This window comes from Planococcus liqunii (genome assembly GCF_030413595.1).
Lineage (GTDB): Bacteria > Bacillota > Bacilli > Bacillales_A > Planococcaceae > Planococcus > Planococcus liqunii.
This window is the reverse complement of sequence record NZ_CP129238.1, coordinates 2,941,136-2,953,630: the sequence shown is the minus strand read 5'-3', so window position 1 is coordinate 2,953,630 and position 12,495 is coordinate 2,941,136. Positions and strand designations below refer to the sequence as shown.

Genomic DNA, 12,495 nt, shown 5'->3' with positions numbered 1-12,495 from the left:
CAGTGGAATATTTCAACTGATTGGGGGCCAAATGATGGATTCGAGAACAATTGCTGGACCGAAACCTTCCCTATTAATGGAACAGCACAAGCACAATTTCACAAAATCCGAACATAAAATCTACGAATACATCCTGTCGAACCCGAACCAGGTCCTCTACCATTCTTTGACGGAACTATCTGAGCTGAGCGGTGTTGCCGAAGCGACTGTCTTGCGCTTTTTCCGCAAGCTCGGCTTTAAAGGGTTCCAGGACTTTAAATTCCTGTTTGCCCAGGAAGTGCCGGCTGCGGATCATTCCGAAAACGACGAGTCCTTTATTTACCGGATCCGCAACAACATCATCCAGGCGGTCGAAGATACATCGGATGTCGTCGATGCTGAAACTTTGGAAAAATGCATACGAGCCATCAACGATTCATCGGATGTTGTCATTTTTGGCATCGGGTCATCGGGCATTGCCGGGCTCGATATGCAAAACCGCTTGATGCGCATCGGCAAACATGTCAGCGTTATTACGGACTCGCACTTCCAGATTATGCGGGCGTCGTCGCTCAATGAAAATTCCGTCGTAATCGCCATCAGTTTGACGGGAAGCACGAAAGACATCATCGATGCAGTAAAGATCGCCAAAGAAAAGAACGCAGCCGTTATTGCGTTAACGACGTACGTGAAGTCGCCGTTAACAAAATACGCCGACCATATTTTGCTGTCATCGGCAAAAGAAAGTCCGTTGGACAGCGGATCGCTTGTGTCGAAAATTGCCCAATTGTATTTGATTGATTTGATTTGCACGGGACTCACAATGAATAACTTCAAAGATGCAGAGAGTGTAAAGCGGGAAATCACGGAGCATATTGCAAGCAAGTTATATTAATCGATAGAGGTGGAAAAATTGCAACTTGTTAAAGTGGACAACTACGAGGAAATGAGCAAAAAAGCGTGTTCCATAATCATGGAGCATATTCAAGAGAGCCGGAATCCAGTCCTCGGACTGGCGACCGGATCCACGCCTGAAAAGCTGTACAGCTGTTTGATTGAAAAATACAAGCAAGGCAAAGTGTCATTCGAGAACGTGACGACCTTCAATCTGGACGAATACGTCGGGCTGAAAAAAGACGATGCGAACAGCTACCATCACTATATGAAGGAAAAGCTGTTTGACCATGTCAATCTTAGAGCGGACCAGATCCATCTTCCCGACGGGCACTCTGAGGATTTAGAGCAGGATTGCCGGGCATACGAAAAACAGATTCAACGTGCAGGGGGCATCGGCCTTCAAGTACTTGGAATCGGATTGAACGGCCACATCGGCTTTAACGAACCGGGAACGCCGTTTTCAAGCCGGACGCATGTGGTAGAGCTTTCCCCATCAACGCGCCGCGCCAATGCCCGTTTTTTCCCAGGGATTGAAGAGGTGCCGACGCAAGCCATCAGCATGGGCATTGCATCGATTATGGAAAGCAAAAAAATCCTCTTGCTGGTGTCCGGCGAGCAAAAAGCGGAAGCGCTGCACCGTTTGCTGAACGGCGATGTGACGGAAGACTTTCCGGCATCCATCCTTCAGACACATCCGGATGTCACAGTCATTGCAGATGAACTGGCGCTTGAGCCTTCATTGTCAAAATCCTAAAAGAACCGTGTGCCAGCTTCTAAAGGAGCCGGTACACGGTTCTTTTTTATTAATATGGATTCAATAAATACGGGTCGCAGCTAGGGGCTGTGCCGTTGTTATAGCCTAAGAGAAACGCTTTGTTCCGTTCCTGCGGCGTGCCGTGTGTCGGATTCGGATCGTTGGGGTCCTGTCCGAGGTCGGTTAAGGTCCGTTTTGCTTCATTGAGATCACTTGCATCGAGAAGCCCGCGGTCATTAACGGAACGGGTCCAGACACCTGCGAGGCAATCGGCGTTCAACTCGAGGCTTCGGGACGTCGCCAGCGGTTCTTCTTCTTCGTAAACCGGCAGCCAGCCGAGTTCGGTCTGAAGGTTATGGGCATATTCATGCGCCATCACAAAAGCAACGGAAAAGTCACCGGCCTTGTATGTGACAGGTGCTTCGTAATTGGTCCGATAGGTGCCGTCCCACAACTGCCTTGCCATTTCCTGTGTCAGGACAATTTGGTCGTCAAAGCCGCAGTAAAAGGCTTGCGCCGGGAAATCTGCCGGCTCTTCAACGGCGCAATTGGTAGCAACCGGCACGCCGGGAGCCGGGAAGGAATATGTGACGGCAGGGTCAGCGTAGCCGTCCCCGACCATAATCGGTGACCAAAATGCATCCAGGTCTTTTGCTAAATAAAGGAGGTAGTCATACATCGAATGGCCAGGCGGCAAATCTTTTACATAATTGGGCTGCGGGGCCGCTGAAGCTGAGTTTTCCAAATGGGCCCATCCAGCTAGAAAGAAAGTGAATAAAAAGATGAACAGAACTTTTGGGATGTTTTTCATATGCATGCATCTCCTGAAGAATAAAATGTAGTTTCGATATAAAATATATTATCAGAATATTCTAACTTAATCTATACTTTTATTAATTTATCATTAAAATAATATTTTTTTGATTTCAGTTTAAAGACATGAATGGGTTGTGCAAAGCCTATTTCAGCAGTCAAAAGAGAATTTTAGGGTTCCCATCACCATTCGGGAACGGCTCGTTTATTGCTATGTATCCCCGGTGCAGGTTTCTAAGCAGAGAATCCACCGATAACTTGAATTGAAAGAATTTTTAAACTAATATAGAGGAACACGGCTAAATAAAGGGGAGAAAAACAAATGGCTCAATATAACTTGACATGGGATCTGGAATCTATCTTTAAAGGCGGCAGCACGTCGCAGGAATTAAAAACCTACATAGCTAAGTTTGAAGCGAATCTCAACGAATTGACAGAACTGGTGGACCGTTTGGCTCCACTCGATTCCCCGGAAAAAGTGCAGGAGCTGTCGCTGGCTTTGGAATTGCTGGACAGCACCACGAAACAGCTGCGGGAAATCGGCGCGTTTGCAAGCTGCCTGACAGCTCAGGACATCACCGACCATGAAGCGAAAATCCTTTCAGGAAAACGGAGCGAACTCGGTGCTGCGTTTGCGTCGGTCATGGCGAAGCTCGATGAGAAATTTCTGCAGGTGGATGACGCTGTGTGGAAAGGCATGCTGGAACAGCCGAGCCTGGAGCCGGTCGCCTTTGTGCTGAATGAAAAACGCACGCAAGCGAAAGAGAAGCTGCCGATTGAACAGGAAATCCTGATCAACGATTTGTCGGTCAACGGCTATGCGGCCTGGAACCAGATGTATGCGAGCCTGGTCGGCAAAATGAGCATTGAACATACGGAAGACGGCCAAGTGAAAAAATTGTCGATGGGGCAGGCCGCAAACCGCTTAAGTACACCTGACCGGGCAGCCCGCAAAGAAGTGTCCGGCAAAATCAGCGCCGCCTGGCAGGAAGACGCGGATCTCTTCGCCGAAACCTTGAACAACCTCGCTGGATTCCGCCTGCAGACTTACAAACACCGCGGCTGGGGCAATGTCCTGAAAGAGCCGCTCGAATTGAACCGCATGAGTGAGAAGACTTTGGATACGATGTGGGAAGCTATCAGCGATCAAAAAGCGCCTTTCGTGAAATATTTAAAGCGAAAAGCGGAACTGCTGGGTCTTGAAAGATTGCACTGGCACGACTTGAATGCGCCGTTGACGAAGTCCACACAAAAAGTCAGCTACGACGATGCCGCGGCGTTCATCCTGGAGCAATTCGGCAAGTTCAGCCCACAAATGGCCGAGTTTTCGAGAAAGGCGTTTGAAAAGCGCTGGATTGAAGCGGAAGACCGGGCCGGCAAGCGCCCGGGCGGTTTCTGCACCAGTTTCCCGGACAGTGAACAGACGCGCATCTTTATGACATTTTCGGGGTCGGCTACAAATATTTCCACACTGGCGCATGAACTCGGGCACGCTTATCATCAGCACATCATGAACGATACGGAAGCGCTCAATCAGCGCTATGCCATGAACGTGGCTGAAACAGCTTCCACTTTCGCGGAAATGGTCGTCTCGGACGCGGCGGTGAAAAATGCCTCTTTCGATGAAGAAAAAATTGCGCTTTTGGAAGACAAGATCAAGCGCAGCATCGCGTTTTTCATGAACATCCATTCCCGCTTCCTGTTCGAAAAGCGTTTTTATGAAGAACGGAAAAACGGAGCAGTATCGGCAGAGCGCTTGAACGAGCTGGCGGTGGAAGCGCAAAAAGAAGCCTATTGCGAAGAACTTGCAAGCTACAGCCCGACATTTTGGGCGTCGACGCTGCATTTCCACATTACCGGCGTGCCGTTCTATAACTTCCCGTACACATTCGGCTATCTCTTCAGCCAAGGCATTTATGCCAAAGCGTTGGGAACGGAAGGCGGTTTCGAAGAATCCTACAATGCACTCCTGCGGGATACCGGACGCATGACGGTGGAAGGGTTGGCGCAGAAACATTTAGGCGTTGATTTGGAAGAAGCCGCTTTTTGGGAAGATGCAATTGCGGTGTGTGTGAAAGATGTCGAGGAGTTTTTGGAGCTGACGGAAGTCGCTGTGAAGTAAAAATTTCGCCGTCTGCAGAATCGGGTTGATTCTGTGGGCGGTATTTGTTTGTTTATTGTCTACGAGTTTTAAGAGATTTAAGGAGAATATCGATAGAAAGTCAAAAAACACCGATAGAAAGTTCAAAAACATCGATAGAAAACGAAGAAACACCGATAGAAATTGAAAAAGCACCGGTAGAAATTACGGGAAATGCCGGTAAAGGTTTTCGGCCGGTTGCTTTTTGCCTGAGCAAAAAGTGAGTTGGATTTTAGGGGGCATTCGCTTTGGCGAAGGGCTTTTTCAATCGGTTTTTGACCTGTTATAAAGGTGTTTTTTAGTAGAAAGGGGCGTTACGATGAAAGTATTGGAACTGGAAAACGTCACACGCCGACGGAACGGCAAGAATGTGTTAGATAAGGTGAACTGGCAAGTGGAGAAAGGAGAGCACTGGGTGCTGTACGGCTTGAACGGCGCCGGCAAGACGTCGCTCCTCGACTTGATCAATGCCTATTTTTTCCCGACCGAAGGGAAAGTCAGCGTCCTCGGCCTGGAATTCGGCAAAACCTACCTGTCTGAGAAACTGCGCAAGCAGATCGGCTTTGTTTCTTCGTCGCTGCAGCAGAAAATCAGTCCGTACGACAATGCCTACGAAGTGGTATTGAGCGGCGCGTATGCTTCCATTGGTTTGTATGAAGAAACGACCGAAGCGATTGACCAAAAAGGCGTGGAAATCTTGAAAGAGCTGGGCTGCCTGGAATATGCAAACCGAACATACGAAACCTTGTCGCACGGCGAGCGCCAAAGAGTGCTGATTGGGCGCGCCTTGATGGCGGAGCCGGCACTGTTGGTGCTCGATGAGCCGGCTAACGGACTTGATTTCATTGCCCGGGAAATGTTGCTGGAAACGATTGAAGGCATTGCAACGAAACCGGATGCACCGACGATCATTTATGTCACCCATCATATTGAAGAGATCTTGCCGGTGTTCACTAAAACCTTGCTGCTAAAAGACGGAGCGGTGTTCGCCTCCGGCAATACAAACGAATTGGTGACAAGTGAAAGGCTGTCGGCATTTTTTGGAATGCCGGTGGAAGTGGGCTGGAACCAAGGGAGGCCTTTGTTGTCGAAAGTGAAACTCTAACTAAACCCGGTACTCGACCACAAAAATGGTCGGGTGCCGGGTTTTATCATTCTTTTATGGCCGGCATTTCTGCCAGCTGAATATCATGCTGGAGAAATGAACTGGCAATAGCGTGGCGGATCCGGCTTTCAAGTTGTTCTTTCATCTCGATATCGACGACCCGGACCTCAATTGCAAAATCAAGCGAAGAATCCCGGAAATTGATAAAGCGGACATCCGGCGCTTCGTTCGGGATTCCAGGAAATCGCTGCATTTCTTTTACGGCAGCATCATGGAGCAGTTCTTCCACCCGTGCGGTGTCGCTGCCAAAGGCTACACTGACGACTACCCGGGCAAACAGTTTAGCGCTGGAACGGTTTTTGACGATTTGTTCGATGAAGTATTGATTGGGGACGATGAGTGTCCCGTTCTTTAAGGTTTCAATGATGGTGGAACGAAGCGTGATTTTTGTGATTCGGCCAATATTTTTATCGATTTCGACCAGTTCGCCGACTTTCATCGGCCGCTCAAACAAAATAATAATGCCGGATACAAAGTTCGCAGCGATGTTGCGCACGCCAAAACCGATGCCGATTCCGAGCACTCCGAAGATTACGCCGAGCGCCGTCAAATCCATGCCAACGGCGGTAAACCCAATGGCTAAGGCGATTAACATCACGACATAGTAAATGACCCGGTTGAGCGTGTAGCTTAAGCTTTCATCTACGCCAAATTGCTTGTAGAAAAACGGCATGATAAACCGGTTGAATGCTTTCACCAAATGGCTCGCAAAATTTACCACAATGGCGACGACTACAACCAAAAAGACCGATACTTTGACGCCGTCTGTTTCATAAAACGGATAAAACAGCCATTGTTCTTCCGAGAAATAAAACAGAAAAAACAGGATGGCACTGTAAATGGCCAGCCAATTCATCAAGTCTTCGAGCATCGGGAAAATTCGTTCGTTAAACCGTTTGGAGGAACCGAGCTGCTTTACTAAAAACACAAGAAACGACCGCAGCGCAAAAATTAAGGAAAGGTAAATGAAAAACATGAAAAATTCCAGAAGGGAAAGGGTCTTCAGAAATTCAATGCCATCAAATAATTGAGTGTTTTCCATTGTTTGTCCCTCATTTCAATATGCGGGTTATAGGTTAAATTTTCCCTTTCTACGCTTTTTTAAATCCTTTATTCGGAATAAGAATTCAGCGGCCCAAATAGTAGTTTCCATTTCGGAATAATTACTTATAATAGAGAAAGATGGAATGGAAGAAATTACAACACGACAGGGGCAGATGATTATGGAAAAAATCGCATTCGAAATAGAAGAAGCAACGATTAAAGTCATTCAGCAAGCGTTTGAAGAAGAAGTGCTGACATCCGTTGAACTCGTCCAGGCTTATTTGGACCGGATCGAGATGTACGATAAAAACGGGCCGCAGATCAATTCGGTGCTAAGCATCAATCCCGATGCCCTGAAAATTGCTGAAGAACTCGACAGCATGCGCGGACAGGAAGGACAGGGGCCGCTGTACGGAATTCCCGTCCTGGTAAAAGACAATATCAACACAACAGACGATATGCCGACGACGGCTGGCGCTATTGCATTAAAGGACAACTTTGCGATTGAAGACGCCTTTATTGCTTCCCAGCTGCGCCAGGCCGGCGCCATTATTCTGGGCAAAGTCAATTTGAGCGAGTGGGCATATTTCATGGCAGATGAACAGGCACCGAGCGGCTATAGCGCCCTCGGAGGCCAAGTGCTAAACCCTTACGGAGTGGGCGTGTTTGAAGCAGGAAGCGTCGGCGGTTCCAGTTCCGGGACCGGGGCGAGCATCGCTTCGAACTTTGCGGTAGTCGGAATCGGTACGGAAACATCCGGATCCATCTTAAGTCCGGCGAGCGCCAATTCCATTGTCGGAATCAAGCCGACCGTCGGTTTGGTGAGCCGGACGGGCATCATTCCGATTGCGGAAAGCCAGGATACGGCTGGCCCGATGGCACGCACCGTGGCAGACGCAGCCATTACGCTCGGCGTTCTGACAGGAGTGGATGAGCGGGATCCGGCGACAGAACAAAGTGTTGGGAAAGGCTTGACGGATTACACCGCCCATTTGAAAGTGGATGGCCTGTCGGGAGCAAGAATCGGCATCGATTACAGCTACTTGAATGACAAAGAACCGGAAGAACGCGCCATCATTGAAGAAGCGATGGCGGAGATGGAAGCGCAGGGGGCAATTGTGGTGGAAGTGGCCATTCCGCAGCAGGAGTTCGAGTCGGATGTCATGTGGTATGAGTTTAAACGAGGCGTCAATGCCTATTTGAGCACGGTTCCGGAAGAGGTGCCGGTGAAGTCGCTTGCGGATGTCATCGAATTCAACAAGCAGGACCCGGACGTCCGCATGAAATTTGGACAGGCGATTCTTGAGAAGGCCGAGTCGCTGAGCGATGACCCTACAGACCCTGTTTATTTGAAGCACCGGGAAATCGATATCAGAATGTCCACTACGGAAGGCATCGACCAGGTGATGGCAGAGTACAGCTTGGATGCCCTTTTATTCCAAAACAACCGCGGTGCGGCTAAACCGGCAAGAGCCGGCTATCCGTCCATCACCGTGCCAGCCGGTTATACGACTAAGGGCTTGCCGGTAGGAGTAACCTTCAGCGGACTGGCTTGGAGCGAGCCGCGTTTGATTGAACTGGCTTACAGTTATGAGCAGGCGACGAAAAAACGGGTTGCACCGAAATTTGAATAATAGATGTCCTGATGCAGCCTCGCTTAAAATCCAATGATTTGAGCGGGGCTGCATTTTTGATGAAGAATTTTAAGACTTAGGGAGCAGTTTATGCAAAATAGAAGCGGGAACAATATAGGTGTAAATTTAAAGGAGGTGGCGGATGAATCCAGTCATTGAACCCTTTAAAAAAACAATCCGCATGAATAAAAACTGGTTGTTTTTGGTCCGGTAATTCCAGAACGGTCTTGAAGAAGCTGAAGGTTTGTTTAGACGATTGTTTTGTTTTGCATCTTGAACTTTATGAACAACGCTTACGGCTAGTTGGAAAAACTACAAGGAGGCAGCAAATCATGAAAGTAACAGATATTATGACAACAGATGTACAAACTTGCACAATGGATGACACACTTCAGGAAATCGCCGGGATGATGCAGGAATGGGATGTTGGTTCGATTCCGGTTATGGAAAATGACAGATTGGCGGGAATCATTACCGACCGTGACTTGGTTATCCGCGGCATTGCATCACAGTTTGCGTTGGATACGCCTGTTCGCCAGATTCTCTCATCGGACTTAGTCACCGGCAGACCGGATATGGACTTGGAAGAAGCAGCCGACTTAATGGCTGAACACCAGATTCGCCGCTTGCCAATTGCAGAAGGCGACAAACTGCTCGGCATTGTTTCCCTTGGAGACGTCGCTGTAAAAGATCCATCCGATATGCATGCGGGGGCAGCCATTGAAGATATTTCGAAACCGGCTGAACCAAGCTGAAAAATGAAAACAAGATGTTAACTACTATAGGAAAAACCACGCTCAAGTTCAGCTGAGCGTGGTTTTTGTCTTTTAACATCCTTTACGCGGTAAACCGGCATGTCGGAAAAGACGAACAGCCCTTAAAATTGCCGTGTTTTCCGATTCTGGAAATAAGTGGACTTCCGCAATTCGGACAGGTGTTGGCGGAAAGTTGTCTTTTTTTCTGCTGCTGTGTTTCTTTAATGGTCTGGACGTGCTGTTTCTTCGCTTTGAAATCTTTAATATTAGATTTTTTCAAGTGCTCAGCAAATGCAGCTATCGCTGGTTTGGTTAAGAGAGTTTCTTGATAAGATTCAATTGTCTGCACAATACTACCTGTATGGAGAACGTATACCGCTGGAGAATGAATTTCTGCTATCTTTAATGTACTATGACTTGAAAAGCTGATGATGGAAACCATCGGATGTTTATAACCTGGGAAATAATGTTCAAGCATTTTGATATGTCCAAAGTTCTGGTGGATCGGGTTATGGAATTTCCGTTTCGATTTGTAGAAAGTTTGCGTCCATTTCACACTGTTTTCGGAACCAAAAATCCAACCCTTGTAATTTTTCGTTTCAATTACAAAAATACCTGTCCGGCCAATGACTACATGGTCAATTTGAGCAGTTTTTTTCCCATCGCTCAATGTAAGGTTGTGAAGAACCCGGAAGTCATCTTTTTTTAACTTTCCTAATGCTAAACGGACACCCAGTTCACCTTGCCAACCTTTTACAGCTCGAGAGTTTAATAATATAACTATAATCATCATGAAAAACAAAGAAAAAAATGGCATAGGCACCTCGTAGGAATAATGTTTAGTCCTATTATCACATTTTATTACTTATATTGGAAGAGTTTTTGGTAATTTTTGAAAAATTTTAGGAGGGAAAGCTGATGAATCAAGAATAAATGAAGTGACTAAGAAGGAAGGAGCAGTAAAAGAGCAGAGGAAAAGTTATTACATAGGGAGAAAAAGCAGTTATTACATAGAGAGAAAAAGCCTATTCCCATAAGGAATAAGCTTTTTTCATAGTTGACTTTTATGTGACCTTACCGCACATTCATTTCATTTGGATGCGAGCCTTTGCGGCGGTCTTTGTTCAATCCATTGATCTGATCCATTTCCTCAGCGGACAGTTCAAAGTCGAATACTTGGAAGTTTTCTACGATGCGCGAAGGTGTCACAGATTTTGGAATAACGATTGTGTTGTTTTGCAGGTGCCAGCGAAGAACGACTTGTGCCGGCGATTTGCCATGCGCTTGTGCGATTTGCTGAACGATTTCGTCCTGCAGCACTTCGCCGCCTTGGTCAAGTGGGCTCCAGGCTTCTACGAAAATGTCATGTTTTGCGCAGAATTCTTTCAAATCGTTTTGAGCCAGGTACGGATGGCATTCAATCTGATTCAAGACCGGCACTACTTCGCATTCAGACAGCAAGCGCTCCAAATGTTCAATTTCAAAGTTGCAGACGCCGATCGCTTTGACGCGGCCGTCTTTATAAAGCTTTTCAAGCGCTTTATATGTATCGACGTATTGGTCGAAGTTCGGCGTTGGCCAATGGATTAAGTAAAGGTCGACATAGTCGAGTCCCAAACGCTCTAAGCTTTCATCAAAAGCACGAAGGGCATTGTCATAGCCTTGGTCGCTGTTCCAGACTTTTGTCGTGATGAACAGTTCCTCGCGCGCTACGCCTGCATTTTTGATGGCTTCACCGACGCCTTTTTCGTTTTGGTAAATCATCGCGGTATCAATCGAGCGGTAGCCGGATTCGATGGCTTTTGCTACGGCTGCAGTTGCTTGATCATCCGGCACTTGCCATACGCCAAAGCCGAGTTGCGGCATTTTCAATCCATTGTTTAACGTTACAAATTCCATTTTGTATACCCCATTTCAAATAAATTGACCTGCAATATTGAATACCCTACTCATTTAGGGATTAATCCAACTATAGCTAATTATTTCGATATGTGAAATGATTTGGATCCTTCCGAAAATACTTTAAGCATAAAATAAAGATAAAGAGGTTATTAATTTTTAAATTTTGTAAGTAAAGAAGGGATAAAGCCCTTAAACTTAGCAAAATGGATATTGATTTTTATTTGAATGAGTGAGATATTATTTTCAGTTGATGAAAAATTCTGTCATTATTATTATAGTTTTCTCCTATTTATATTCAAAATTCTTAAGTGATTTTATAACATCTTTTTGAGAAGTTGCGGAAGCGAGGTTTTCAATATGCTGGATCTATATTTTGTGGAAAATTATGGGCGTCTTTATGAAGGAATTGAGGGCGGTACGTGTGAAGTATTTGAATTTGAAAGCCCTTTGGGAAAGGTAAGACATTTATTTCTTAAACGTAAAATACCTTATATGATTCAGGATGAAGTATTTTATGACGCCGTTACACCCTACGGTTATGGCGGACCGCTCGTTATTCAAAGTTTCGGTGATAAGGAGCAATTGACTGCACAATTTATGAACGCTTTTGAAGAATATTGCCATCAACATAAGATCGTATGCGAATTTGTCCGTTTTCATCCGATTTTTGAAAATGCATTGGACTTTCAAGAACGTTACCAAGTGGATTTTAACCGCAACACCATTCAGACAAATCTTGCAGATTACGATGATCCTATCTTGCATGAATATTCCGCTTCCTGCAGAAGGGACATTCGGCATGCGCTCAAGGAAGGAGTGACATACGAAGTTATTAGAAACCCTTCTGATTTAAAGCCGTTTATCCAAATATACCATTCCACCATGAAACGCAATTCAGCAGAATCCATCTATTATTACGATGAGCATTACTTTAAGAAATGCATCGAGCTTTTTGGTGAAAATCTGGTGTTGATAGAAGTTTCATATCAAGGGGAAGTCATTGGAAGAAGTTTAAACTTTGTATGGGAGCATTTGATTCATGTCCATTTGACTGGTACGCTTCAGGAGTTTCATCACCTGGCCCCTGCGTACGTGCAACAGTACGCACTCGCCTTATGGGGAAAAGAAAACGGTATAACACTTATTCATCACGGCGGAGGCAGAACGAGGGAGCCGGATGACAAATTATATTTGTTTAAGAAGAAATTTGGCAGAAATAGCGAGCGGCAATATTACACCGGCCGAAAAATATGGAACGAACAAGTATACACTCAATTGTGTGAGGAAGCCGGAATTACTGGAAATCTGGATTTCCATGCATCTTTTTGGAGAAATCTGCAGCTGGTTACAACAGAAACCAAAGAATGACTTTTCATAAAACAGCTTACCTTGAAGAATATAAGGAGGCTGTT

Annotated in this window: 11 protein-coding genes; 7 read left to right on the top strand and 4 right to left on the bottom strand. The window is 46.1% G+C overall.

Annotated features, from left to right (window positions below; translation table 11 throughout):
* Positions 1–34: 34 nt before the first annotated feature.
* Positions 35–874 (top strand): MurR/RpiR family transcriptional regulator, encoded by an 840-nt coding sequence (locus QWY22_RS14765; RefSeq protein ID WP_367281285.1) that lies wholly within the window; start codon positions 35–37, stop codon positions 872–874.
* Positions 875–892: 18 nt separating this feature from the next.
* On the top strand, positions 893–1,630 hold the full coding sequence (gene nagB, locus QWY22_RS14760; RefSeq protein WP_300981587.1) for a glucosamine-6-phosphate deaminase: 738 nt from the start codon (positions 893–895) through the stop codon (positions 1,628–1,630).
* A 49-nt stretch (positions 1,631–1,679) separates the two neighbouring features.
* On the opposite strand, the gene QWY22_RS14755 is transcribed toward nagB, so the two are convergent.
* Positions 1,680–2,441 carry a neutral zinc metallopeptidase gene (locus tag QWY22_RS14755; RefSeq protein WP_300981586.1) on the bottom strand — a complete coding sequence of 254 codons (762 nt, stop codon included), beginning with the start codon at positions 2,439–2,441 and terminating at the stop codon, positions 1,680–1,682.
* A 324-nt stretch (positions 2,442–2,765) separates the two neighbouring features.
* Between QWY22_RS14755 and QWY22_RS14750 the strand changes: the two genes are divergently transcribed.
* Together QWY22_RS14750 and QWY22_RS14745 are read left to right on the top strand one after the other, a co-directional pair.
* Positions 2,766–4,565 (top strand): M3 family oligoendopeptidase, encoded by a 1,800-nt coding sequence (locus QWY22_RS14750; RefSeq protein WP_300981585.1) that lies wholly within the window; start codon positions 2,766–2,768, stop codon positions 4,563–4,565.
* Positions 4,566–4,902: 337 nt separating this feature from the next.
* Positions 4,903–5,688 (top strand): ABC transporter ATP-binding protein, encoded by a 786-nt coding sequence (locus QWY22_RS14745; RefSeq protein WP_300981584.1) that lies wholly within the window; start codon positions 4,903–4,905, stop codon positions 5,686–5,688.
* A 46-nt stretch (positions 5,689–5,734) separates the two neighbouring features.
* Here QWY22_RS14745 and QWY22_RS14740 read toward each other — a convergent pair whose 3' ends face one another.
* Entirely contained in the window at positions 5,735–6,790 is a 1,056-nt protein-coding gene (locus QWY22_RS14740) for a mechanosensitive ion channel family protein (RefSeq protein ID WP_300981583.1), read from the bottom strand.
* A gap of 181 nt (positions 6,791–6,971) precedes the next feature.
* Here QWY22_RS14740 and QWY22_RS14735 point away from each other — a divergent pair, with 181 nt between their 5' ends.
* Both QWY22_RS14735 and QWY22_RS14730 read left to right on the top strand, forming a co-directional pair.
* On the top strand, positions 6,972–8,426 hold the full coding sequence (locus QWY22_RS14735; protein ID WP_300981582.1) for an amidase family protein: 1,455 nt from the start codon (positions 6,972–6,974) through the stop codon (positions 8,424–8,426).
* 332 nt (positions 8,427–8,758) lie between these two features.
* The gene (locus QWY22_RS14730) at positions 8,759–9,181 is read left to right on the top strand and encodes a CBS domain-containing protein (protein ID WP_300981581.1); all 423 of its coding nucleotides are present in this window, start codon (positions 8,759–8,761) and stop codon (positions 9,179–9,181) included.
* Between the two features lie 82 nt (positions 9,182–9,263).
* Here QWY22_RS14730 and QWY22_RS14725 read toward each other — a convergent pair whose 3' ends face one another.
* Both QWY22_RS14725 and QWY22_RS14720 read right to left on the bottom strand, forming a co-directional pair.
* On the bottom strand, positions 9,264–9,998 hold the full coding sequence (locus QWY22_RS14725; protein WP_300981580.1) for a nuclease-related domain-containing protein: 735 nt from the start codon (positions 9,996–9,998) through the stop codon (positions 9,264–9,266).
* Between the two features lie 257 nt (positions 9,999–10,255).
* Positions 10,256–11,080, bottom strand: coding sequence for an aldo/keto reductase (locus tag QWY22_RS14720; protein WP_300981579.1), 825 nt, complete (start codon positions 11,078–11,080; stop codon positions 10,256–10,258).
* A 360-nt stretch (positions 11,081–11,440) separates the two neighbouring features.
* Between QWY22_RS14720 and QWY22_RS14715 the strand changes: the two genes are divergently transcribed.
* Complete coding sequence (locus QWY22_RS14715; protein WP_300981578.1) at positions 11,441–12,451, top strand: GNAT family N-acetyltransferase; 1,011 nt, start codon at positions 11,441–11,443, stop codon at positions 12,449–12,451.
* The last annotated feature ends 44 nt before the right edge of the window (positions 12,452–12,495 follow it).

Coding starts and splice junctions, on each gene's coding strand:
- QWY22_RS14765 (WP_367281285.1), top strand. CDS start 35: ATGGATTCGAGAACAATTGCTGGACCGAAACCTTCCCTATTAATGGAA.
- QWY22_RS14755 (WP_300981586.1), bottom strand. CDS start 2,441: ATGAAAAACATCCCAAAAGTTCTGTTCATCTTTTTATTCACTTTCTTT.
- QWY22_RS14750 (WP_300981585.1), top strand. CDS start 2,766: ATGGCTCAATATAACTTGACATGGGATCTGGAATCTATCTTTAAAGGC.
- QWY22_RS14745 (WP_300981584.1), top strand. CDS start 4,903: ATGAAAGTATTGGAACTGGAAAACGTCACACGCCGACGGAACGGCAAG.
- QWY22_RS14740 (WP_300981583.1), bottom strand. CDS start 6,790: ATGGAAAACACTCAATTATTTGATGGCATTGAATTTCTGAAGACCCTT.
- QWY22_RS14735 (WP_300981582.1), top strand. CDS start 6,972: ATGGAAAAAATCGCATTCGAAATAGAAGAAGCAACGATTAAAGTCATT.
- QWY22_RS14730 (WP_300981581.1), top strand. CDS start 8,759: ATGAAAGTAACAGATATTATGACAACAGATGTACAAACTTGCACAATG.
- QWY22_RS14725 (WP_300981580.1), bottom strand. CDS start 9,998: ATGCCATTTTTTTCTTTGTTTTTCATGATGATTATAGTTATATTATTA.
- QWY22_RS14720 (WP_300981579.1), bottom strand. CDS start 11,080: ATGGAATTTGTAACGTTAAACAATGGATTGAAAATGCCGCAACTCGGC.
- QWY22_RS14715 (WP_300981578.1), top strand. CDS start 11,441: ATGCTGGATCTATATTTTGTGGAAAATTATGGGCGTCTTTATGAAGGA.